20 protein-coding genes are annotated in these 21,289 nt (G+C 50.8%); 7 read left to right on the top strand and 13 right to left on the bottom strand.

Annotated features, from left to right (window positions below):
* Positions 1 to 37 precede the first annotated feature (37 nt).
* The 12 genes from atpA to ravA form a co-directional block, all read right to left on the bottom strand.
* Positions 38 to 1,579, bottom strand: a complete 1,542-nt coding sequence (gene atpA / locus EAH77_RS23020; protein ID WP_140475473.1) for a F0F1 ATP synthase subunit alpha — start codon at positions 1,577 to 1,579, stop codon at positions 38 to 40.
* 12 nt (positions 1,580 to 1,591) lie between these two features.
* Positions 1,592 to 2,125 carry a F0F1 ATP synthase subunit delta gene (gene atpH, locus EAH77_RS23015; RefSeq protein WP_140475471.1) on the bottom strand — a complete coding sequence of 178 codons (534 nt, stop codon included), beginning with the start codon at positions 2,123 to 2,125 and terminating at the stop codon, positions 1,592 to 1,594.
* A 14-nt stretch (positions 2,126 to 2,139) separates the two neighbouring features.
* A complete protein-coding gene (gene atpF, locus EAH77_RS23010) occupies positions 2,140 to 2,610 on the bottom strand; it encodes a F0F1 ATP synthase subunit B (RefSeq protein ID WP_056775959.1) in 471 nt (156 codons plus the stop codon).
* 65 nt (positions 2,611 to 2,675) lie between these two features.
* Positions 2,676 to 2,915: a F0F1 ATP synthase subunit C gene (gene atpE / locus EAH77_RS23005; RefSeq protein ID WP_004093904.1), complete on the bottom strand. Its 240-nt coding sequence runs from the start codon at positions 2,913 to 2,915 to the stop codon at positions 2,676 to 2,678.
* A gap of 49 nt (positions 2,916 to 2,964) precedes the next feature.
* Positions 2,965 to 3,744 (bottom strand): F0F1 ATP synthase subunit A, encoded by a 780-nt coding sequence (gene atpB, locus EAH77_RS23000; protein ID WP_140475469.1) that lies wholly within the window; start codon positions 3,742 to 3,744, stop codon positions 2,965 to 2,967.
* A gap of 19 nt (positions 3,745 to 3,763) precedes the next feature.
* Positions 3,764 to 4,162: a F0F1 ATP synthase subunit I gene (atpI, locus tag EAH77_RS22995; RefSeq protein ID WP_140475467.1), complete on the bottom strand. Its 399-nt coding sequence runs from the start codon at positions 4,160 to 4,162 to the stop codon at positions 3,764 to 3,766.
* Between the two features lie 647 nt (positions 4,163 to 4,809).
* Complete coding sequence (gene rsmG, locus EAH77_RS22990; RefSeq protein WP_140475465.1) at positions 4,810 to 5,430, bottom strand: 16S rRNA (guanine(527)-N(7))-methyltransferase RsmG; 621 nt, start codon at positions 5,428 to 5,430, stop codon at positions 4,810 to 4,812.
* A 131-nt stretch (positions 5,431 to 5,561) separates the two neighbouring features.
* Positions 5,562 to 7,451, bottom strand: coding sequence for a tRNA uridine-5-carboxymethylaminomethyl(34) synthesis enzyme MnmG (mnmG, locus tag EAH77_RS22985; RefSeq protein WP_140475463.1), 1,890 nt, complete (start codon positions 7,449 to 7,451; stop codon positions 5,562 to 5,564).
* Between the two features lie 379 nt (positions 7,452 to 7,830).
* Complete coding sequence (gene mioC, locus EAH77_RS22980; RefSeq protein ID WP_140475461.1) at positions 7,831 to 8,274, bottom strand: FMN-binding protein MioC; 444 nt, start codon at positions 8,272 to 8,274, stop codon at positions 7,831 to 7,833.
* Positions 8,275 to 8,363: 89 nt separating this feature from the next.
* A complete protein-coding gene (gene asnC / locus EAH77_RS22975) occupies positions 8,364 to 8,825 on the bottom strand; it encodes a transcriptional regulator AsnC (protein ID WP_140475459.1) in 462 nt (153 codons plus the stop codon).
* 148 nt (positions 8,826 to 8,973) lie between these two features.
* Positions 8,974 to 10,443 (bottom strand): ATPase RavA stimulator ViaA, encoded by a 1,470-nt coding sequence (gene viaA, locus EAH77_RS22970; RefSeq protein WP_140475457.1) that lies wholly within the window; start codon positions 10,441 to 10,443, stop codon positions 8,974 to 8,976.
* A 3-nt stretch (positions 10,444 to 10,446) separates the two neighbouring features.
* Positions 10,447 to 11,955 (bottom strand): ATPase RavA, encoded by a 1,509-nt coding sequence (ravA, locus tag EAH77_RS22965; protein ID WP_140475455.1) that lies wholly within the window; start codon positions 11,953 to 11,955, stop codon positions 10,447 to 10,449.
* 275 nt (positions 11,956 to 12,230) lie between these two features.
* Here ravA and kup point away from each other — a divergent pair, with 275 nt between their 5' ends.
* The 7 genes from kup to rbsR all read left to right on the top strand — a co-directional run bounded on the left by kup (position 12,231) and on the right by rbsR (position 20,167).
* Positions 12,231 to 14,099: a low affinity potassium transporter Kup gene (gene kup / locus EAH77_RS22960; protein WP_140475453.1), complete on the top strand. Its 1,869-nt coding sequence runs from the start codon at positions 12,231 to 12,233 to the stop codon at positions 14,097 to 14,099.
* A gap of 210 nt (positions 14,100 to 14,309) precedes the next feature.
* A complete protein-coding gene (rbsD, locus tag EAH77_RS22955) occupies positions 14,310 to 14,729 on the top strand; it encodes a D-ribose pyranase (protein ID WP_140475451.1) in 420 nt (139 codons plus the stop codon).
* Positions 14,730 to 14,736: 7 nt separating this feature from the next.
* Entirely contained in the window at positions 14,737 to 16,242 is a 1,506-nt protein-coding gene (gene rbsA, locus EAH77_RS22950) for a ribose ABC transporter ATP-binding protein RbsA (RefSeq protein WP_140475449.1), read from the top strand.
* A gap of 6 nt (positions 16,243 to 16,248) precedes the next feature.
* Positions 16,249 to 17,220 carry a ribose ABC transporter permease gene (gene rbsC, locus EAH77_RS22945; RefSeq protein WP_140475447.1) on the top strand — a complete coding sequence of 324 codons (972 nt, stop codon included), beginning with the start codon at positions 16,249 to 16,251 and terminating at the stop codon, positions 17,218 to 17,220.
* Between the two features lie 23 nt (positions 17,221 to 17,243).
* Positions 17,244 to 18,134 (top strand): ribose ABC transporter substrate-binding protein RbsB, encoded by an 891-nt coding sequence (gene rbsB, locus EAH77_RS22940; RefSeq protein WP_140475445.1) that lies wholly within the window; start codon positions 17,244 to 17,246, stop codon positions 18,132 to 18,134.
* 92 nt (positions 18,135 to 18,226) lie between these two features.
* Positions 18,227 to 19,156 carry a ribokinase gene (gene rbsK, locus EAH77_RS22935; RefSeq protein ID WP_140475443.1) on the top strand — a complete coding sequence of 310 codons (930 nt, stop codon included), beginning with the start codon at positions 18,227 to 18,229 and terminating at the stop codon, positions 19,154 to 19,156.
* Positions 19,157 to 20,167 carry a ribose operon transcriptional repressor RbsR gene (gene rbsR / locus EAH77_RS22930; protein ID WP_140475441.1) on the top strand — a complete coding sequence of 337 codons (1,011 nt, stop codon included), beginning with the start codon at positions 19,157 to 19,159 and terminating at the stop codon, positions 20,165 to 20,167.
* Here the strand turns inward: rbsR and EAH77_RS22925 are convergent.
* Positions 20,150 to 20,839, bottom strand: a complete 690-nt coding sequence (locus tag EAH77_RS22925; RefSeq protein WP_140475439.1) for a FadR/GntR family transcriptional regulator — start codon at positions 20,837 to 20,839, stop codon at positions 20,150 to 20,152. The genes rbsR and EAH77_RS22925 overlap by 18 nt on opposite strands.
* Positions 20,840 to 21,289: the final 450 nt, after the last annotated feature.

Here is a 21,289-nt window from a genome sequence, read left to right as displayed (position 1 = left end):
TTATCTGCATAATGCAGGGCAGCAAGGCCGATCAGTGTTACCAGGACTGGGTTGCTTTGAAGGTATCGAGGATATTTTTGAATTTCCCCTCGATCTCATCGTTGTACGCACCAGTTTGGTTGATTTGTTGCAGAAGCTCTGAGTGCTCACGGTCAGCATAAGCCAACAGCGCAGCTTCAAAGCTACCGACTTTAGACAAGTCAACGTCTTCCAGATAACCACGTTCTGCTGCAAAGATAATCAGTGACTGCGCAACGATAGACATTGGCGCGTACTGTTTCTGTTTCAGCAGTTCAGTCACTTTCTGACCGTGGTTTAACTGTTTACGCGTTGCTTCATCCAAATCGGAAGCAAACTGGGAGAACGCAGCCAATTCACGATACTGTGCCAGCGCGGTACGAATACCACCGGACAGTTTTTTCATGATTTTGGTCTGAGCTGCACCACCAACACGGGATACGGAAATCCCTGGGTTCACCGCAGGACGGATACCGGCGTTGAACAGGTTCGATTCCAGGAAGATCTGACCATCGGTAATCGAGATTACGTTGGTCGGAACGAACGCGGAAACGTCGCCTGCTTGCGTTTCGATAATCGGAAGCGCAGTCAGGGAACCTGTTTTGCCTTTCACTTCACCCTTAGTGAATGCTTCAACGTAGTCGGCGTTTACACGCGCAGCACGTTCGAGCAGACGGGAGTGGAGATAGAAAACGTCGCCTGGGTAAGCTTCACGACCTGGTGGACGACGAAGCAGCAGGGAAATCTGACGGTAAGCAACAGCCTGTTTAGACAGGTCATCATAAACGATCAGTGCGTCTTCACCGCGGTCACGGAAGTATTCACCCATCGCGCAGCCGGAGTACGGTGCCAGGTATTGCAGTGCAGCAGATTCTGATGCAGTCGCAACAACAACGATGGTGTTTTCCAGTGCGCCGTGCTCTTCCAGTTTACGAACCACGTTAGAAATGGTGGACGCTTTCTGGCCGATAGCCACATAGATACATTTGATGCCGGATTCGCGCTGGTTGATGATCGCATCAATAGCCAGAGCAGTTTTACCGGTTTGACGGTCACCGATGACCAATTCACGCTGACCACGACCGATTGGGATCATGGCATCAACGGATTTGTAGCCTGTCTGCACAGGTTGGTCTACGGATTGACGTTCGATAACGCCAGGCGCGATAGCTTCAACAGCTGAGAAGCCGTCGTGTTCTACCGGACCTTTACCGTCAATTGGCGCACCCAGGGTGTTAACAACGCGACCTAACAGGCCACGGCCAACGGGAACTTCCAGGATACGGCCAGTACATTTTACTTTCATCCCTTCGGCGAGATCGGCGTAAGGGCCCATGACTACGGCACCTACGGAGTCACGCTCCAGGTTCAGGGCGATAGCGTAACGGTTACCCGGCAACGCAATCATTTCCCCTTGCATAACATCGGCCAAGCCGTGTACGCGGATGATCCCGTCACTGACGGAAACGATAGTACCTTCATTGTGAGCTTCGCTCACTACATTGAACTGAGCAATGCGCTGCTTTATCAGTTCGCTGATTTCGGTGGAATTCAGTTGCATGCTCCAGTCCCCTTAAGACTGCAAGACGTCTGCCAGGCGTTCTAGACGACTGCGAACGCTGCCATCAATCACCATATCACCTGCACGGATTACGACACCGGCAAGAACAGACTTGTCAATTTTGCAATTCAGCTTAACTTTGCGAGACAGACGTTTTTCCATGGCAGCAGCAATTTTTGCCTGCTGCTCTTCGGACAGTGGAGTTGCTGAAGTGACTTCCACTTCAGCAATGGCCTCTAAAGAGGCCCGCAGTTCGATGAACTGTTGCAGCACTTCCGGAAGAACGCGTAAACGCCCATTTTCAGCCATAACCTTAATCAGATTTTGGCCTGCGTCGTCGAGTTGTTCACCACATACCGCGATAAACGTTTGAGACATGGTCTCTGGAGCTAAAGCCCCGGAAAGCAGTTCTTCAATCTGTTCATTGCGTGTGACTTGAGCCGTGAACGCTAACATGGACTGCCAGCGATCTAAGCTTTGGTGCTCAACGGCAAAGTCAAAAGCTGCTTTGGCGTAGGGGCGAGCTACAGTTACAAATTCAGACATCAGCCCCTCCCTCCTTACAGTTCAGCGACCAGTTTATCAACGATGTCGCTGTTAGCAGCTTCATCTACGGAACGTTCGATGATCTTCTCGGCGCCAGCAATAGCCAAAATCCCGACTTGCTTACGCAACTCTTCACGTGCGCGTTGGCGTTCGGCGTCAATCTCTGCCTTAGCTTGCGCTACGATCTTGTTACGTTCCTGCTCGGCTTCGGTTTTCGCTTCGTCGACGATCTGGGCTTTACGCTTGTTCGCCTGGTCGATGATTACCTGAGCTTCAGCTTTGGCTTTCTTCAGTTGGTCGGTCGCATCGGCTTGCGCTAAATCCAGTTCTTTTTTGGCACGTTCTGCGGAAGATAAACCTTCAGAAATTTCTTTCTGACGTTTTTCGATGGCAGCCATAATTGGCGGCCATACGTACTTCATGCAGAACAGAACAAACAGGACAAACGCGATAGCCTGGCCGAGGATTGTTGCGTTAAGATTCACAGCACAATGCCTCTTTCAAAGTGAAATATTTGATGTAGTTCGTTTAACCCCGAGTAAGCCCGGTGTTAAGCGACAGCAAACATCACGTACAGACCCAGACCAACAGCAATCATTGGGATTGCATCGACCAGACCCATAACGATAAAGAACTGTGTACGCAACAGAGGGATCAGGTCAGGCTGACGTGCAGCACCTTCCAAGAATTTACCACCCAAGATGCCGATACCGATTGCAGCACCGATTGCCGCCAGGCCCATCATCACAGCGGCAGCCATGTACAGCAGATCCATACTCAGGTTTTCCATGACAGTCTCCAGTTTGTTTCAGTTAAAACGCAGTAGTGTTGAAAGAAAATCAGTGTTTTTCAGATGCCATCGAAAGATAGACGATCGTCAGAACCATGAAGATAAAAGCTTGCAGCGTAATGATCAGGATGTGGAAAATGGCCCAAGGCACACTCAGAATCCACTGTGACCACCACGGCAGCAGGCCAGCAATAAGGATGAAGATCAACTCACCCGCATACATATTGCCAAACAGTCGCAGACCCAGTGAAACTGGTTTGGACAGCAGGCTGACACCTTCAAGAATCAGGTTAATCGGAATGAAAACCGGATGATTGAATGGCTGCATTGTCAGTTCTTTAACGAAACCGCCAATGCCTTTCATCTTAATGCTATAGAAAAGAATCAGAATGAATACGCCGAGCGCCATAGACAACGTGATGTTCACGTCAGCCGTAGGTACAACACGCAGAGCAGGCAAACCAAGCCATTTTTCACCGATAGTCGGCAGCAAATCGATTGGCAGCAAATCCATCATGTTCATCATGAACACCCAGACGAAGACAGTCAGAGCTAAAGGAGCAATGACCTTGCTTTTGCCGTGATACATGTCACGCACGTTGCTATCGACAAAACCGACAACCAGCTCGATGGCTGTTTGCAATTTCCCCGGAACACCACTGGTGGCATTTTTAGCGACGCGATGGAAGACAACCAGAAAGAGTACCCCGAGGACCACGGAGAAAAACATCGAATCGATGTTAATCGACCAGAATCCCGTCCCTACCTGAAGCTGAGTCAGATGGTGACCGATATACTCTTGTGGAGTAGAAATTTCTCCAGACATGATGCCTCTTACCCTTTAGTAGTTAAGTACGGTAACTGTTAATGACGGCCGGTGCTAAAATCTGTGTCATCAACACCGATAAATAAGCCAAACCCAGCGGAGCAAAAACCGCTTTGAACAGGCCCAGCGCGATAATCATCAAGATAATCGTTATCAGAACCTTCAGCGCTTCTCCGATGGCAAAAGTCCAGGCAACCCGTCCAGATACCGTTGTATGCGCCTGATGACGCCATGCAAACAGCATGAACAGTACGTTGGGTAGCCAGGCGGCCATCCCTCCCATCAAGGCTGACGTCGTCCATGTCAGGCTTTTAAAGCCAAATAACGCACTGAGCAGAACAAAGGTCAGTAACTGCAGTATTAACAGTTTCCTGGCCATCTTCGCGCCGTTCTTACTGTTTAAAATACCCGGTACAGACATGACGTTTGTTCTCTCCGTACAAGTACCTAGCTAGAGGTATGCTGAGTGCCGTATATCATAGCCTTTACGGTTTTGAGTCAAGCAGCAAAAAACGTGCAAATTATACGGGCCACTCAAACGAATTCAATGGATAAGTAGCGAAAAGGTGAACAATTATTTAAATTTTACCCTTTATCACTATTTTCATAAGCAAACTATAGCTGGGAATTGCCCTCGTGCATTTGCCTGATTATTCCATTGATTAACAAAGAAGCGTGCGCCCGATCACATAATTACTAACTTTATTCTCTTATACGCGACTGCTATGGATTGTCTTTAGCTAAAGAAGCCTTTTAAAACCTTTAATAATCAATATGATGATGTAAAAACAGTGATTGTTAAAACAGAATGAGAAATAGCAACACCAAGATGAAACATTAGACCAACAAATAACAACATTCTCATTACATTTTCATTAAGGCGGCCAGGCCAATAATTTATTCGCGAAACAGACTATTTCAGGCCTGATTAAATCAAAAAGGTCATTCAAGTGCTATCAAAGTGTAAAAATGAGGTAAATGAGAAAAGACTTCCCCCATTTGCTTAGCGTGCTTATTTTACCTTTCATACACATTTGAATTCTGAAGATTTATTGACTCACCGCAAATTTAGTTTGCTTTAAGAATCACCAAATGACGTTCCGCATCAAGTTCTGGCACCCGTAATTTAACCACCCCTTCAAGCTCAATCCCATCAGGAAGTGAACTTAGCTCATCATCAGGACGCACGCCTTTTAGGGCATAAAAACGTCCCTGCCCTTTCGCGGGTAAGTGATGGCACCAGGAGAGCATGTCTTGCAACGAGGCGAAGGCGCGGCTGATAACCCCATCGAAAGGAGGTTCAGGAATGAACGTTTCGACGCGGCTCTGTACGGCTTCAATATTGGTTAGACCCAGCTCATGTTGCACCTGACGCAGGAAACGCACGCGCTTGCCCAGACTGTCCAGCAAAGTGAAATGTGAATCAGGGCGGACAATAGCCAACGGAATGCCTGGTAAACCCGGTCCGGTTCCGACATCAATAAAACGTGAGCCGGTCAGGTGAGCGTTGACCACGATACTGTCCATGATGTGACGCACCAACATCTGCATCGGATCACGAACTGACGTCAGGTTGTAGGCCTTATTCCATTTGTGCAGCATTTCGACGTAGGCGACTAACTGCAATTTTTGCTGATCGGGTAGCGTTAATTCTGCCGCAGCAAGCAGCGAGTCTAATTTCTTATGCACAATGGAGGTCCTCTGACAAAACGTAGGCCCGGAGAAGCCCGGGACAAGAATGATAAATCAGCCTGAGAGGCGGGAAAAGCAGGATTTGGCCGCCTGACTGAAATCAGTCGGCGACCAGAAGGTGAGATAACTCAGGCGCTGCGGCGCAGCAGACCCTGTTTCTTCAACCAGATAAGCAAAATTGAGATGGCTGCTGGTGTAATACCGGAAATACGTGTTGCCTGACCTATAGACATCGGTTTGTGATCGTTAAGTTTGGCGATCACTTCGTTCGACAGGCCGTTTACCTCGCGATAGTCGAGATCCAGCGGCAACAGGGTGTTTTCGTTGCGCTGCTGTTTTTCGATCTCATCCTGCTGGCGGGCGATATAACCTTCATATTTTACCTGGATCTCCACCTGCTCAGCAGCCTGAACATCAGGAACTGATGGCGCGAATGGAGCGAGGCTGGTTAACAGTGCATAGGTCATTTCAGGGCGACGCAGCAGCTCTTCCGCGCTGGCTTCTTTTGAAAGCGGCGCCGAAAGGTTCGCGTTGACTAATTCTACCTGCTCAGAACGCGGGTTAACCCAAATTCCACGAAGACGCTGACGTTCCAGCTCGATCATTTCCAGTTTTTGGTTGAAACGCGCCCAACGGGCATCGTCTACCAGACCCAGCTCACGACCTTTTTCTGTCAGCCGCAAATCGGCATTGTCTTCACGCAGCATCAACCGGTATTCAGCACGTGAGGTAAACATGCGGTACGGTTCTTTGGTACCAAGAGTGCAAAGGTCGTCGACCAGTACGCCAAGGTAAGCCTGGTCACGACGCGGTGCCCAGCCCTCTTCATCACTGGCGCTGCGAGCTGCATTCATACCAGCCAGCAAGCCCTGTGCTGCGGCTTCTTCATAGCCAGTGGTTCCGTTAATTTGCCCGGCAAAGAACAGACCGGCAATAAATTTGCTTTCCAGCGTAGGTTTTAAATCACGTGGGTCAAAAAAATCATATTCGATGGCATAGCCTGGACGAACGATCACGGCATTTTCCATCCCCTGCATGGAACGGACGATTTGCATCTGTACGTCAAATGGCAGGCTGGTAGAGATCCCGTTTGGATAGACTTCGTTACTGGTCAGGCCTTCTGGTTCAAGGAAGATCTGGTGAGAGGTCCGATCGGCAAAACGCATGACTTTATCTTCGATCGACGGGCAGTAACGCGGGCCGATCCCTTCAATGATCCCGGCGTACATCGGGCTGCGATCAAGATTATTGCGGATCACATCATGCGTTTTTTCATTGGTGTAGGTCATGTAACACGGGATTTGGCGCGGATGTTGCGACACATTGCCCATGAACGAGAAGACTGGCGCCGGGTTGTCACCATGCTGTGGAGCAAGAGAGCTAAAATCGATCGAACGTGCGTCAATACGCGGAGGTGTACCGGTTTTGAGGCGATTCACACGAAATGGCAGTTCACGCAAACGCTGTGAAAGCGAAATGGCTGGAGGATCGCCTGCACGGCCACCACTATAATTTTCCAGACCAATGTGGATCTTGCCATCCAGGAAGGTGCCTACCGTCAGCACCACTGCTTTGGCGCGGAATTTCAGGCCCATTTGGGTTACAGCGCCAACGACACGATCGTTCTCAACGATAAGATCTTCAACAGGTTGCTGGAAGATCATTAGGTTCGGCTGGTTCTCCAGCGCTGTCCGGATCGCCTGTCGATAAAGGACTCGGTCAGCCTGAGCACGTGTTGCCCGCACCGCAGGTCCTTTGCTGGCGTTTAGTATCCTAAACTGTATCCCCGCATGGTCAATCGCCGTTGCCATTAATCCACCGAGTGCATCCACTTCTTTAACCAGATGTCCTTTGCCGATCCCGCCAATAGCAGGGTTACACGACATTTGTCCCAGCGTGTCGATATTGTGGGTCAACAACAGAGTTTGACGTCCCATTCTGGCTGAAGCCATGGCGGCTTCGGTGCCTGCATGGCCACCACCGATGATGATGACGTCAAATTGTTCTGGATAAAACATGGTACTGCACCTCGGAGTTCATGCGATGAAATGATGTGTGGTGTTGGGAGGAGGGATTCTACTCAAGTTTAGAGCTTCCACAAGTCCCAGGGGATCGTCCCTAATTAAAAGAAGATCTTTTTTATTTAAAGATCTCTTATTAATACTTCTATTAGGATCGCGATCCTCTGTGCATAAGTGCTTATTGACGAAGAAGATCAATACCCTAGCGAGGATCGAATGCTGTGAATGATCGGTGATCCTGCTCAGTATAAGCTGGGATCAAAATGAAGACTTATCCACAGCATGAAATGTGACCTAAGGTTGTTAGAGGGATAACTACCGGTTTTACCCTGCTTTTAAGCATAGTTATCCACATCTGATCGCTGGAAATTTACACTTATTTGATTAAATTAATCCAGTTGATCACCCAAATCTCTGCGGGATCTTCAGGAATCTCATGTTGGGTAACGTCGATCTCAATGCGATCACCGATGCGTTTTGCTCCTAAAGAGGTCAGTTTTTGATCCAGGGATCGGATCGCACCGCAAAACGTGTCGTATTCACTGCTGCCTAATCCCAGCGCGCCAAAACGGACTTTTGACAGATCCGGCTGCTGTTCTTCCAGCTGTTCAAGGAAAGGCTGAAGATTATCGGGAACATCACCGGCACCATGCGTTGAACACACTACCAGCCAAATGCCCTCAGTCGGCACTTCATACAGCTCAGGGCCATGAAACGTCTGAGTGCTGAAACCCGCCTCTTCCAATTTTTCTGCGACGTGTTCAGCGACATATTCAGCACTGCCAAGCGTACTGCCACTGATCAGGGTAATGTCAGACATAATGCTCTCACCCGATAAAAGAAACGACATTGTACGCTGTGAATCAGCTGGGATCTACCTGTGGATAATAGGGGGATATAAATTTTGTCTCATGGCTTGATGGTACGCATAATGGGGTTCTGCAGGGAGATCAGGGTCTCAGTTGACTGGATCTCGTCAATGGTCTGAATCTTGTTGATAAGTACGTGTTGCAGCGAATCTATGGAGCGGCACATGATCTTGATGAAGATGCTGTAATGCCCCGTCGTGTAATAGGCTTCGACGACTTCTTCAATACTTTCCAGCTTTTTTAGTGCAGAAGGGTAATCCTTGGCGCTTTTGAGAATGATGCCAATAAAGCAGCACACGTCGTAGCCCAGTTGTTTCGGGTTCACGGTGACATTGGCCCCGGTGATAATCCCCGCCTGCTTCATTTTTTCCACCCGCACGTGAATGGTTCCCGGGCTGACGGCAAACACCTTTGCCAGTTCAGCATAGGCCGTGCGGGCGTTTTCCATTAGGGCGTTAAGAATGGCGCGATCGAGATTATCGATCTGATAAATTTCAGTCATCTTTTTCCTCAGAGATTCTTATTTCATTACGAATTCCTCCTAAAAATGAAGGAATAAGAATTTCGAGGCAATATTTATTGTTGGATGTTAAGCATTAGGCCCATTTTATTGATGGGGTACTCACTCTCCGTGTTGTTCACCTGCAAGTTTATGGTCGTTGCCAGCGGCGCTGAACGCGGCTTTTCATCCCGGTATCAAAGCGCCATATGTGGTCGAAAATGCGCATGATGCCAGGCTTGCCATAATGGGACATGGCCAGGGCATGAAAGCGGTGATGTTTATCCTGCTGTAAACGCTTCACCCTCTTCTTTACGTCATCTGGCAGCCTTTGGGCGATGAAGTCAGAGATGATCACCGCATCGGCGTCTTGCCATTCCGGTGAAGAGAGTTTATCCAGCGTGGCCGTCAGGCAGGCTGCCAAATCGGTACCGCCGCGAAAATGCTGACCCAGAAAACGCAGTGCCTGATCCAGGCCGTTGGATGAGGTCAGTTCGTAGTGAATGACATCGCTGGCAAACAACATGATGTAGCAGCGGCGGTTATCAGCCAGGGCTATTCTCAGCAAGGCAAGGCAGAACGCCTTGGCGCACTGCTCGTTGAACCCACCCATGGAACCTGATGTATCCACACAAACGACAAAAGGCCCGCGCGGCTGGGGTTCTTGTTGCTGATGCACCACGGGCCGTTTAACCACTTTTTCCCGCCAGACGTCACCTTGCAGGCGATAGGTCATCAGACGCTTTTCCAGTAGCCGCCGGTAAAATTCATATTCGAGTTCAGGAATGCCCAGCGTGCCCAGTTCGGTTGGCATCAGCCGCAGAATGTCATCGCTCTGATGGATACCGTTGACCTCTTCCGGCACGGTGGCCGGTTCTCGTACCATCAGCCGGTGCTCTTCCATTTTTGCGTCATCATGCGGGCTGGTTTTGGCCGTCTGGCTGCGTCCCAGCTGTTCTGCCAGCTTTTGTAATTCAGGTTGTTGCTGCAAAAAACTGCCGTAACGTGCCAGCGACTGTACTTCACCGCGCTGGCGCTGGCCTTTGCTCATATCCCACAAGCGACCGGCGGCGGCATCGTTCTCTGCTAATAAAGGAGAGAGTTCACCACTCAGTTCCAGCCGCTGCTGGAGCTCTTCCTGTAACTGTTCCTGTTCTTGTTCGAGCAGCTGATGATGAACGGTCACCGTCTGGAAGGTGAGATTCAGCCGCCAGCGCTGTAAGAACAGGGTGTGGAAACTATTGCCGGTTCGCGGGCTTCGCGTTTCATCGGCATTTTGCTGTAGTGAACGGGCTTCGGTAATAAAGGGAGAGTTCAGCGTTTCCAGCGAATCTACCAGCGTTGCCAGCTCAGACTGAAAAGTGGCGGCGTCAATCTGCTGACAGTGCTGATAAAGGTAGAACTCTTTGGCTAAGTCCGGTGGCACGGGGGTGTCGTGGATCCTCTGGCGCAGGCGGAACTTCCACTCAGGGAGATCTTTGGTCAGCGCACGCTTGAGTCTGGGGAATTTCTCGAAGAAAACCGCCAACTGTGGCGTTGCCAGTAACACGATGATCAATTCGTCGATCAGTTCGCCTTCGCTGATCGACAGTAAGAGATCGAGTGATTCCAGGCTGAACATCTGTCAGTGCCCGCTGAACAGCTGTTGCTGATGATGTAACTGTTCGGAGACGGCGACCAGACTGGCTTCTATTTTTGCGGTCCACTCGGCGGCCACAAACAGGCAGTTCTGATGCTGGCCGAATTCATGCCGCTGCTGATTGAGTTTGGCGTTAAGCCCTTCGAGGGTATTTTTCATCTCTTCAGGTACGGCAATGTGCTCTTTGCCTGGCATGGTCAGCGGTGTTGCCTGGCGGCTGATATCACGAACCACCAGTTGCAGCTTTTCATCGACCTCAACATCAATATTTTGCGCAAAACCGATGCCGTTGAGCTTCACTTTCAATGCCCCGCCTTTATTGAGCCACTCTTCCAGCACCGGACGTTCCACCAGCAGATGAGAGACCGAAATATCGTGCAGATGCAGTGGTGTTTGCAATAACAGCGTCAGGCTGGTGGCGGACAGTGAATCAGGCAAGGTGTATTGCGGTTTGCGGCTGAACATACCGGCCTTCTTGTTGACCTTAATCGACTGGCGGGAGCTCTGCTGCTGCTGATATTGCATCCACTCCTGATTCAGTTGGCGCAGCTTCATTAATAGTGTCTGCTGCTGGTACGCCTGTTCGGTGATCATCTGTTCGATTTGCGTCTGCAAAAGAGTGTAGGTATTCAGATCGTGCCACAGACAATCTTTCAGCAAGATCAGATCGATAGGTGTAATGGACGGACGGCCGCTAAAGAAGGCACTGGCCTGTAATAGGCGCAGGGCCTTTTTCCAGCGCCGGTCTGAAACATAGGGTGCGGTATCCAGCGCGTCCAGCCGCTGACGCAACTGGAAGATCAACTCAAAACAGGGTTCTGGGAGGGCAATCTTGTCAATTTCAGGTTGCCACTGTTGATACTCTTCGTCGCTGATACTCAGCGCTTCGGGCACAGGATTGGCGCTTTCGTTCTGACGGGTAGTCAGCAGTGAGCGGAAATTCTGTTTATCCTGCACTTTGTCCAGCCACAGGCGGATTAACATACGGTCGTAGAGCGCCTCCAGGCTGCCGTCAGCTTCGGGCAATTCGTTGGATGCGCTAACCAGCAGCCGCAAAGGAATCGCCTCTTCGCGTTCACCGTTACGAAAACGCCGTTCGTTGATGGCGGTTAGCAAGGTATTCAAAATAGCCGGGCCTGCTTTCCAGATCTCATCGAGAAAGACGATTTCTGCTTCAGGAAGATAACCCTGCGTCAGACGCAGATAGCGGCCTTCATCTTTAAGCGCCTGGATAGACAGTGGGCCGAACACCTCTTCTGGGGTGGAAAAGCGGGTCATCAGATATTCAAATGCGCGGGCGTGGCGAAAGGCAAATTTCAGGCGACGGGCAATCAGGCTTTTGGCGATTCCTGGCGGCCCAAGCAGAAACACGCTTTCACCACACAACGCGGCCAGCAGGCACAGACGGATAGCTTCCTGACGCTCATACAAGCCGTGTTCTAAAGCATTGGCAAGACGGGCAATCCGTTCTGCAAGTAAGGGAGAATGCGCCATACTGAGTCTTCCGGTTTCCAATAGTGAATGAATAGTGAACTGGGCGAGAATAATAAACCATGATTTTTTTTAGTAGGATAGCTTGTTGATTACTAGAAATTTTCTATTATCAACATTGCGACTCCTTTCTGCCTGACGGTTTTTTTTCAGCTCATATAAGGTAGGCAATCTATTTTATTCGTGCATACTGTGCGCCGTTTAGTGGGCATCAAGGATTGAGCGTACTTTCGCTTACGGAATTCTTTGTCATAAAAGAGCAGCATAAGAAACCAATTATGAGCACAGAACATAAACGGTCACTCCCGGCAGTAACCCTTGCCGCCATTGGCGTGGTGTATGGCGACATTGGCACCAGCCCTCTCTATACCCTGAGAGAGTGTTTTTCCGGCCACTATGGCTTTAATGTTGAGCCCAGCGTTGTTTTCGGCTTTCTGTCGCTAATATTCTGGATGCTGATCCTGATTGTTTCACTGAAATATCTCACTTATGTGATGCGCGCAGACAACGCCGGTGAGGGTGGGATCCTGACGCTGATGTCGCTGGCAGGCAGAAACACCTCCTCCCGAACAACCGCGGTGCTGGTTATTCTCGGATTAATAGGCGGCAGCTTCTTCTATGGCGAAGTGGTGATCACCCCCGCGATTTCAGTCCTATCCGCAATGGAAGGTTTAGAGATTGCTGCCCCGTCGCTTGACCCCTATATCGTTCCTCTTTCTATTACCGTGCTGACATTGTTGTTCATTATTCAGAAGCACGGCACCGGGATTGTCGGCAAGCTGTTTGCCCCGGTGATGGTGTTGTGGTTTCTGACACTGGCTGCGCTCGGGATCAACAGTATTGCTCAAAATCCTGAAGTGTTGCAGGCCATGAACCCGATGTGGGCGGTTAACTTCTTTATTGAGCACAAATCCTTCTCGTTCTTTGCATTGGGCGCAGTCGTGCTATCAATCACTGGGGTGGAAGCGCTGTACGCGGATATGGGCCACTTCGGCAAATTCCCTATTCGTCTGGCATGGTTTACCTTTGTGTTGCCCTCGCTGGTGCTCAACTACTTCGGTCAGGGCGCATTACTGCTGAAAAATCCAGAAGCGATTAAGAACCCCTTCTTCCTGCTGGCACCTGACTGGGCACTCATTCCGCTGCTGATCCTTGCCTCGCTGGCCACCATTATTGCCTCGCAGGCCGTGATCTCAGGCGTGTTCTCCCTGACCCGACAGGCGGTGCGTCTGGGCTATTTGCCACCGATGCGCATTATTCATACCTCGGAAATGGAAGCGGGACAGATCTACATCCCGGCCATCAACTGGACGCTGTATATCGCCGTGGTGATTGTTATCGCCAGCTTCGAGCACTCCAGCAACCTGGCAGCGGCGTACGGTATTGCTGTCACCGGCACCATGGTGCTGACCAGCATTCTCTTTTGTACTGTGGCGTTGAAAAATTGGCACTGGAAGCCGTTTCTGGTGGGGATTTTGCTGATCGTTCTTCTGTTTATCGACGTGCCGATGTTTGCGGCGAACGCCACCAAATTATTCTCCGGTGGCTGGTTGCCGCTGACGCTGGGCTTGTGCATGTTTATCGTCATGACGACCTGGAAAAGCGAGCGTTTCCGCCTTATGCGCCGTATGCATGAGCACGGCAACTCACTGGAAGCGATGATAGCCTCGCTGGAAAAGTCACCGCCAGTGCGCGTTCCTGGTACGGCGGTGTACATGTCGCGTGCCATTAATGTTATCCCGTTTGCGTTGCTGCATAACCTCAAGCACAACAAAGTGTTGCACGAGCGCGTGGTGTTACTGACGCTGCGTACGGAAGATGCGCCTTATGTCCATAATGTCCGGCGTGTGACCATTGAGCAATTATCGCCGACCTTCTGGCGGGTGCTCGCCAGTTACGGTTTCAAAGAGACGCCGAATGTGGAAGAGATCTTCCACCGCTGTGGTCTGGAAGGTTTGCCGTGCAGGATGATGGAAACCTCGTTCTTTATGTCGCACGAGTCGCTGATCCTGACCAAACGGCCATGGTATCTCTACTTCCGTGGCAAACTGTTTATGGCGCTCAGCCGTAATGCGCTGCGTGCGCCGGACCAGTTCGAGATTCCGCCGAACCGCGTTATCGAGCTGGGAACGCAGGTCGAAATCTGATCCTGCGATAAGACAAAAGAGGGCATCTTCGGATGCCCTTTTGCTTTTTTGAACCTCGGCTAAAAGCATTAACTCAAATTTCAGACCATTTCTAAATAACCCAGCGAAACGTTTCGACGGTGATCACAATTTCATCACAAGCCCATTGCCAGTTTCTGGCAGATTCCTAAACTCATCAGTGAGCGAAACGTTTCGCTGTAGGAGTTAACCATGAAGAAATCACCGCTGTTGAATGCCGAAATCTCACATGTCATTGCCAGGTTAGGTCACACCGATCAGCTGGTTATTGCCGATGCCGGTTTACCGGTACCCGCATCTTCCCAACGCATCGATTTGGCGCTGACTGCAGGTGTCCCCACCTTTTTACAAGTTTTAAAGGTCGTGACACATGAGATGCAGGTTGAGCGGGCGATACTCGCCGGGGAAATAGTCGAAAAGAATCCTCAACTCCATGAAGCGTTACTCGCGCAGTTGAAACAACTAGAGCAGCACCAGGGAAACACCATTACCTTGGATTACATCAGCCATGATGCTTTCAAGGCACAAACTGAACAAAGCCGGGCTGTGATCCGCAGCGGGGAATGTTCGCCTTACGCGAACGTTATTCTGTGTGCCGGCGTAACCTTCTGAGGCCTTTATGCAACCTTTGCTGCAACTGACAGGGATTGATAAAGCGTTTCCTGGCGTGAAAGCACTTTCTGGCGCGGCGCTCAGCGTCTATCCGGGACGTGTGATGGCGCTGGTGGGTGAAAACGGCGCGGGTAAGTCCACCATGATGAAAGTGCTGACCGGCATCTACCAAAAGGATGCCGGTTCAGTCCATTTTCTCGGTAAAGAGGCCGCATTTAGCGGCCCTAAAGCTTCGCAGGAAGCCGGGATTGGGATCATCCATCAGGAACTGAACCTGATCCCTCAGTTGACCATCGCGGAGAATATTTTTCTGGGTCGCGAATTCGTTAACGGTTTTGGCCGCATTAACTGGAAGAAGATGTATGCCGAAGCGGACAAACTGCTTGCCCGCCTGAATCTGCGTTATAGCAGTCATCGGCTGGTCGGTGAACTGTCGATCGGCGATCAGCAAATGGTGGAAATCGCCAAAGTGCTGAGCTTTGAATCGCGCGTCATCATCATGGATGAACCGACCGATGCGCTGACCGATACCGAAACCGCCTCCTTATTTAACGTGATCCGTGAATTGAAATCAGCGGGCTGCGGCGTGGTGTATATCTCGCACCGCCTGAAAGAGATTTTTGAAATTTGCGATGACGTGACCGTATTTCGTGACGGCCAGTTCATCGCCGAACGCCCGGTCAGCGAATTGCAGGAAGATACACTGATTGAAATGATGGTGGGTCGCAAACTGGAAGAGCAGTATCCCCGCCTGAATCAGGAACGCGGTGCGCTGCGTTTGCAGGTGCGTAACGTTTCCGGCCCCGGCGTTGAGGACGTGAGCTTCAATTTATACGGCGGCGAAATTCTCGGCGTTTCCGGTTTGATGGGCGCAGGGCGTACCGAACTGATGAAGATCCTCTACGGTGCGCTGCCGCGGAAAGCCGGTTATGTCGCTCTCGACGGCCGCGAAGTGGTGACTCACTCGCCGCAGGACGGCCTCGCTAACGGCATCGTCTATATTTCTGAAGACCGCAAGCGAGACGGACTGGTGCTCGGCATGTCGGTGAAAGAGAACATGTCACTGACGGCTTTGCGCTATTTCAGCCGTGCGGGCGGGCGACTGAAACATGCAGAAGAGCAGCAGGCGGTGGGTGATTTTATCCGCATGTTCAACATCAAAACGCCGTCGATGATGCAGCCGATCGGCTTGCTGTCTGGTGGTAATCAGCAAAAAGTGGCGATTGCCCGCGGGTTGATGACCCGGCCAAAAATATTGATCCTCGACGAACCCACGCGTGGCGTTGACGTCGGCGCCAAGAAAGAGATTTACCAACTTATTAACCAGTTCAAGCGCGAGGGTTTGAGCATCATTTTGGTTTCCTCAGAAATGCCGGAAGTGATTGGCATGAGTGACCGGGTTCTTGTGATGCACGAAGGCCACTTAAGCGGTGAATTCCCGATAGAACAGGCTACGCAAGAAGTGTTGATGGCAGCCGCTGTCGGCAAGCAATACGGCGTGACGCAGGAGTAATCAACTATGAGTTCTCAGACATTGCCAGCAAAAAAAAGCTGGATCACTAAAGAATGGTTGTTGGAGCAGAAATCGCTAATTGCGCTGCTGGTATTGATTGCCGTGGTCTCTTCAATGAGCCCGAATTTCTTCACGGTAAATAACCTGTTCAATATTCTTCAGCAGACCTCCGTCAACGCCATTATGGCTGTCGGCATGACGCTGGTGATCCTGACGTCGGGTATTGATCTGTCGGTGGGTTCGCTTCTGGCGCTGACCGGCGCAGTAGCAGCGTCGGTTGTCGGGCTGGAAGTGAATGCGCTGGTGGCCGTGGCGGCGGCGTTGGCTGTCGGTACCGCTGTCGGTGCGGTGACCGGAATTATTGTCGCCAAAGGTAAGGTTCAGGCGTTCATCGCTACGCTGGTCATGATGCTGCTGCTGCGCGGGGTCACCATGGTGTACACCAACGGCAGCCCGATCAGCACCGGATTTACCGATGTTGCCGATACATTTGGCTGGTTTGGTATCGGGCGCCCGCTGGGTATTCCGACGCCAGTCTGGCTGATGGCGGTGGTGTTCGCAGCGACCTGGTACATGCTGCATCACACCCGTCTCGGACGTTATATCTATGCGCTGGGCGGTAATGAGTCTGCCACGCGTCTGTCAGGTATCAGCGTTGATAAAGTAAAAATTATCGTCTACTCCCTGTGTGGTCTATTAGCAGCTTTAGCCGGCATTATCGAAGTGGCGCGTTTGTCTTCCGCGCAACCGACTGCCGGTACCGGTTACGAGCTGGACGCAATTGCCGCCGTTGTTTTGGGGGGAACCAGCCTGTCAGGTGGTAAAGGGCGCATTGTCGGAACGTTGATCGGTGCGCTGATCCTCGGTTTCCTGAATAACGGTTTGAATTTATTAGGTGTCTCCTCCTACTACCAGATGATCGTCAAAGCAGTCGTCATTTTGCTGGCGGTATTGGTAGATAACAAAAGCAACAAATAATCTCTCCTACAGGAATTATGACCATGAATATGAAAAAACTGGCAGTTTGGGTTTCCGCAGCGGCTATCACCGCCTCTTTCAGTGCCAATGTGCTGGCAAAAGACACCATCGCGCTGGTGGTCTCCACGCTGAATAACCCATTCTTCGTTTCGATGAAAGACGGCGCGCAGAAAGAAGCTGACAAACTGGGCTATAACCTGGTGGTTTTGGATTCTCAGAACAACCCGGCGAAAGAGTTGGCTAACGTACAGGACCTGACTGTGCGCGGCACCAAGCTGCTGTTGATCAACCCAACCGACTCTGACGCAGTAGGTAACGCTGTGGCGATGGCAAACCAGGCGAAAATCCCGGTCATCACCCTTGATCGCCAGGCGACCAAAGGCGTTGTTGCCAGCCACGTTGCTTCTGATAACGCCTTCGGCGGCAAGATGGCCGGTGACTACATTGCTAAGAAAATCGGTGAGAATGCCAAAGTTATCGAACTTGAAGGTATTGCCGGGACTTCTGTTGCCCGCGAACGTGGCAAAGGTTTTGCACAATCTGCTGAAAAACATCATTTCGTGATGCTCGCCAGCCAGCCGGCTGACTTCGACCGTACTAAAGGCCTGAACGTTATGCAGAACTTGCTGACTGCACATCCTGAAGTACAAGCTGTGTTCGCGCAGAATGACGAAATGGCGCTGGGTGCACTGCGCGCCTTGCAGACGGCAGGTAAAACCGATGTGCTGGTGGTTGGTTTTGATGGCACCGAAGACGGTATGAAAGCAGTGAATAGCGGTAAAATGGGTGCAACGGTGGCTCAGCGTCCCGATCAGATTGGCGTGATTGGCGTTCAGACTGCGGATAAAGTGCTGAAGGGCGAAAAAGTCCCGGCGGTTATCCCGGTGGATCTGAAACTGGTTGCTCAGCCATAACACCTTTGCTTTACAGTTTTAATTTATCTTAATAGCTTTGCAGTATCTGCGCTGCCCTTCTCGGGTGGCGCAACATGACTCAGGGAACGCAAATGGAAACAGGTAAACTGGTGGTTCTCGGCAGCATCAATGCCGACCATATTCTCAATATCAAACAATTCCCTCAGCCTGGCGAAACGGTGATCGGTAACCAGTATACGGTGGCTTTTGGCGGCAAAGGTGCAAATCAGGCGGTTGCCGCAGGGCGAGCCGGTGCTGATATTTCATTTATTGCCTGCGTTGGGGGGGATGATATTGGTGAGCGCGTTCGCAAACAATTGGCGAGTGACAACATCGATACATCGCCTGTGGAAGCCATCTCAGACACCACGACCGGTGTTGCGTTAATCTTTGTGAATGCCGAAGGTGAAAATGTTATCGGTATTGATGCTGGTGCCAACAATGCGGTGACTCCTGCTTACCTGAATCGGTATCAACAGAATATCATTGATGCCTCTGCGCTGCTGATGCAACTGGAGTCGCCGCTCGACACGGTATTAGCGGCGGCCAAACTGGCCCATCAACATCAGACCCAGGTGATCCTCAACCCTGCACCCGCCTGTGACCTGCCCGATGAGCTGTTGTCGCTGGTGGATATTATTACTCCTAATGAAACAGAAGCTGAGCGCCTGACGGGTATAGCCGTCAATAATAATGAAGATGCTGCTCTGGCAGCGTGCGCGCTACATAATAAAGGCATCGACACCGTCATTATTACGCTTGGCAGCAAAGGCGTCTGGCTGAGCCAGAAAGGTGAAGGTAAACAGGTGGTCGGTTTTCGCGTAAAAGCGGTGGATACCATTGCTGCCGGGGATACCTTTAATGGTGCACTGGTCACTGCATTGCTGGAAGGCAAGCCGATGGACAGTGCGGTACGTTTTGCTCACGCGGCTGCCGCCATCGCCGTGACCCGTCCCGGTGCGCAGCCATCGGTGCCATGGCGTAAAGAAATCGATGATTTTCTCGCGCATCAGGAGTCCTGATTGGCCACCATGAAAGATGTCGCTCGTATGGCGGGCGTTTCAACCTCGACCGTCTCTCATGTGATTAATAACAATCGCTTTGTCAGCGAGGCTATCCGCGACAAAGTGACCGCTGCTATTGATAGCCTCAACTATGCGCCCTCTGCACTGGCCCGTAGTCTCAAACTTAATCAAACACGTACCATTGGCATGTTATTGACTGCCAGCAGTAACCCATTTTATTCGGAAGTGGTTCGTGGCGTGGAACGCAGTTGTTACGAGCGCGGCTACAGTTTGATTCTGTGCAACACTGATGGTGACGCCGAACGTATGAACCGCAGCATGGAAACGCTGCTGCAAAAGCGCGTCGATGGCTTGCTATTAATGTGTACCGAAAATCATCGCCCTTCTCAGGTGGCGCTGAGCCGCTATCCTTCTTTACCGATTGTGATGATGGACTGGGCACCTTTTGGCGCGGCCAATGATGTGATCCAGGATAACGCCCTGCTGGGTGGCGAGATGGCGACGGAATATCTCATCCGCCGGGGTTATCAGCGAATTGCCTGTATCACCGGCCCGCTGGATAAAACCACCGCGCTTGAACGCCTTAACGGTTATCGCCAGGCGATGCATCGCGCGGGGTTATCTGTTCTGCCCGGGTATGAGGTGTGCGGAGATTTCGAATTTGAAGGTGGGTTATCCTCTATGGATAAATTGCTGGCGTTACCTCAGCGCCCACATGCGGTCTTTGCCAGCAATGATGCGATGGCTGTGGGCGTCTATCAGGCTCTATATAAGAAAGGACTCAGGGTGCCGGAGGACGTGGCGGTGATAGGTTATGACGACATTCAATTGGCGCAGTATATGACGCCACCCCTCACGACTATTCATCAACCGAAAGATTCATTGGGTGAACTGGCAATAGATACGCTGTTGCATCGTTTGCAGGAACCTGGTGCAGACCCGCAGGTTTTGGTCCTGACGCCTGAATTGGTCGTACGCGAGTCGGTGGGATCACTCAACGGCAATTAACAACTGATGACAGGCTTGTAATGCCCTCTCGCTATCACTGGCCAGAATGGCGTTCACCAATGTCTGATGATGTTCCAGCTTGATGACTTCGTTGCCCGTGATGGCACGAAAGTAACTTTGATAAACCGAACTGAAAAGATTCGAGAACGAGGTGAGGAACGGATTATTTCCGGCCTCATAGATAAGCTGGTGGAATTGAGTATCCACGCTGATCCAGCGTTCACGGTCGAAGCATGCATGTAATCGCCTCATTTCATCCATATAAAGAGAAAGCTGCTCTTTCTGCTCCTTGCTTGCGGTTATCGCCGCCAGCGCGCAAGCCTGAGGTTCGAGTGCGCGTCGCAAAACGACAAAGTGAGACATCACTTGATCAAAGTTTTCCCGCGTCATCCACCAGTTCAGCAACTCCTGATCGAGAAAATTCCAGTTTCCCTGTGGCATGACCCGGGTGCCAATGCGCGGGCGTGGTAATAACATGCCCTTGGCCGCCAGAATCTTGACGGCTTCACGAACCGCAGTGCGGCTCACACCGAAAATCTCACCCAGTTCAATCTCTCCAGGCAGAATGCTGCCCTCGGCATACTCTGCGGATAAAATACGTTGGGCTATTTTCTCGGCTAATAAATAAGAAAGGTTACGTTGGGCAGCTTGTTGTTGGGCATTGAGGGACATATAGGCTCTTCCAGATAAGCAGTGGTCTTATTATAAGAAACAGTTTACTCCACCGTAGCGGGCTACCGCGGGGGGTTTATGGTGAAAAATGTACGCTTGCTGTGCGTTTTTACGCTGTTTGTAGAAAAAAAGAACGGTCAGTAAATTATTTTAAATTAAGGGTTGCCACTGTCTGAGAACTCCCTATAATGCGCCTCCACTGACCGGGAACAACGACTCCTCTAACGAGAACCAAGTCGCCCAGTCAGGAAGTCTCAACCCGGTGAAAACACCGCGTCTCGTAAGAGAAAAAGGTTGACTCTTCAGCGGGAAAGCGTATTATCTGCCTCCCGCGTTACCGAGAACTTATCCGGTAACGAACGCTCTTTAACAATTTATCAGACAATCTGTGTGGGCACTCACAAGACGATATCAGCCACCTCGGTGGCAAAAAATATCAAGTCTTAAAGA

The organism is Ewingella americana, from assembly GCF_006438725.1.
Taxonomy (GTDB): Bacteria; Pseudomonadota; Gammaproteobacteria; order Enterobacterales; family Enterobacteriaceae; genus Ewingella; species Ewingella americana_A.
The sequence above is the reverse complement of the archived record's forward strand: the minus strand, read 5'-3'. Positions and strand labels throughout refer to the sequence as shown.

Coding starts and splice junctions, on each gene's coding strand:
- atpA (WP_140475473.1), bottom strand. CDS start 1,579: ATGCAACTGAATTCCACCGAAATCAGCGAACTGATAAAGCAGCGCATT.
- atpH (WP_140475471.1), bottom strand. CDS start 2,125: ATGTCTGAATTTGTAACTGTAGCTCGCCCCTACGCCAAAGCAGCTTTT.
- atpI (WP_140475467.1), bottom strand. CDS start 4,162: ATGTCTGTACCGGGTATTTTAAACAGTAAGAACGGCGCGAAGATGGCC.
- viaA (WP_140475457.1), bottom strand. CDS start 10,443: ATGTTCAGCCTGGAATCACTCGATCTCTTACTGTCGATCAGCGAAGGC.
- asnC (WP_140475459.1), bottom strand. CDS start 8,825: ATGACTGAAATTTATCAGATCGATAATCTCGATCGCGCCATTCTTAAC.
- ravA (WP_140475455.1), bottom strand. CDS start 11,955: ATGGCGCATTCTCCCTTACTTGCAGAACGGATTGCCCGTCTTGCCAAT.
- rbsK (WP_140475443.1), top strand. CDS start 18,227: ATGGAAACAGGTAAACTGGTGGTTCTCGGCAGCATCAATGCCGACCAT.
- rbsD (WP_140475451.1), top strand. CDS start 14,310: ATGAAGAAATCACCGCTGTTGAATGCCGAAATCTCACATGTCATTGCC.
- atpE (WP_004093904.1), bottom strand. CDS start 2,915: ATGGAAAACCTGAGTATGGATCTGCTGTACATGGCTGCCGCTGTGATG.
- rbsB (WP_140475445.1), top strand. CDS start 17,244: ATGAATATGAAAAAACTGGCAGTTTGGGTTTCCGCAGCGGCTATCACC.
- rbsC (WP_140475447.1), top strand. CDS start 16,249: ATGAGTTCTCAGACATTGCCAGCAAAAAAAAGCTGGATCACTAAAGAA.
- rbsA (WP_140475449.1), top strand. CDS start 14,737: ATGCAACCTTTGCTGCAACTGACAGGGATTGATAAAGCGTTTCCTGGC.
- mioC (WP_140475461.1), bottom strand. CDS start 8,274: ATGTCTGACATTACCCTGATCAGTGGCAGTACGCTTGGCAGTGCTGAA.
- mnmG (WP_140475463.1), bottom strand. CDS start 7,451: ATGTTTTATCCAGAACAATTTGACGTCATCATCATCGGTGGTGGCCAT.
- EAH77_RS22925 (WP_140475439.1), bottom strand. CDS start 20,839: ATGTCCCTCAATGCCCAACAACAAGCTGCCCAACGTAACCTTTCTTAT.
- kup (WP_140475453.1), top strand. CDS start 12,231: ATGAGCACAGAACATAAACGGTCACTCCCGGCAGTAACCCTTGCCGCC.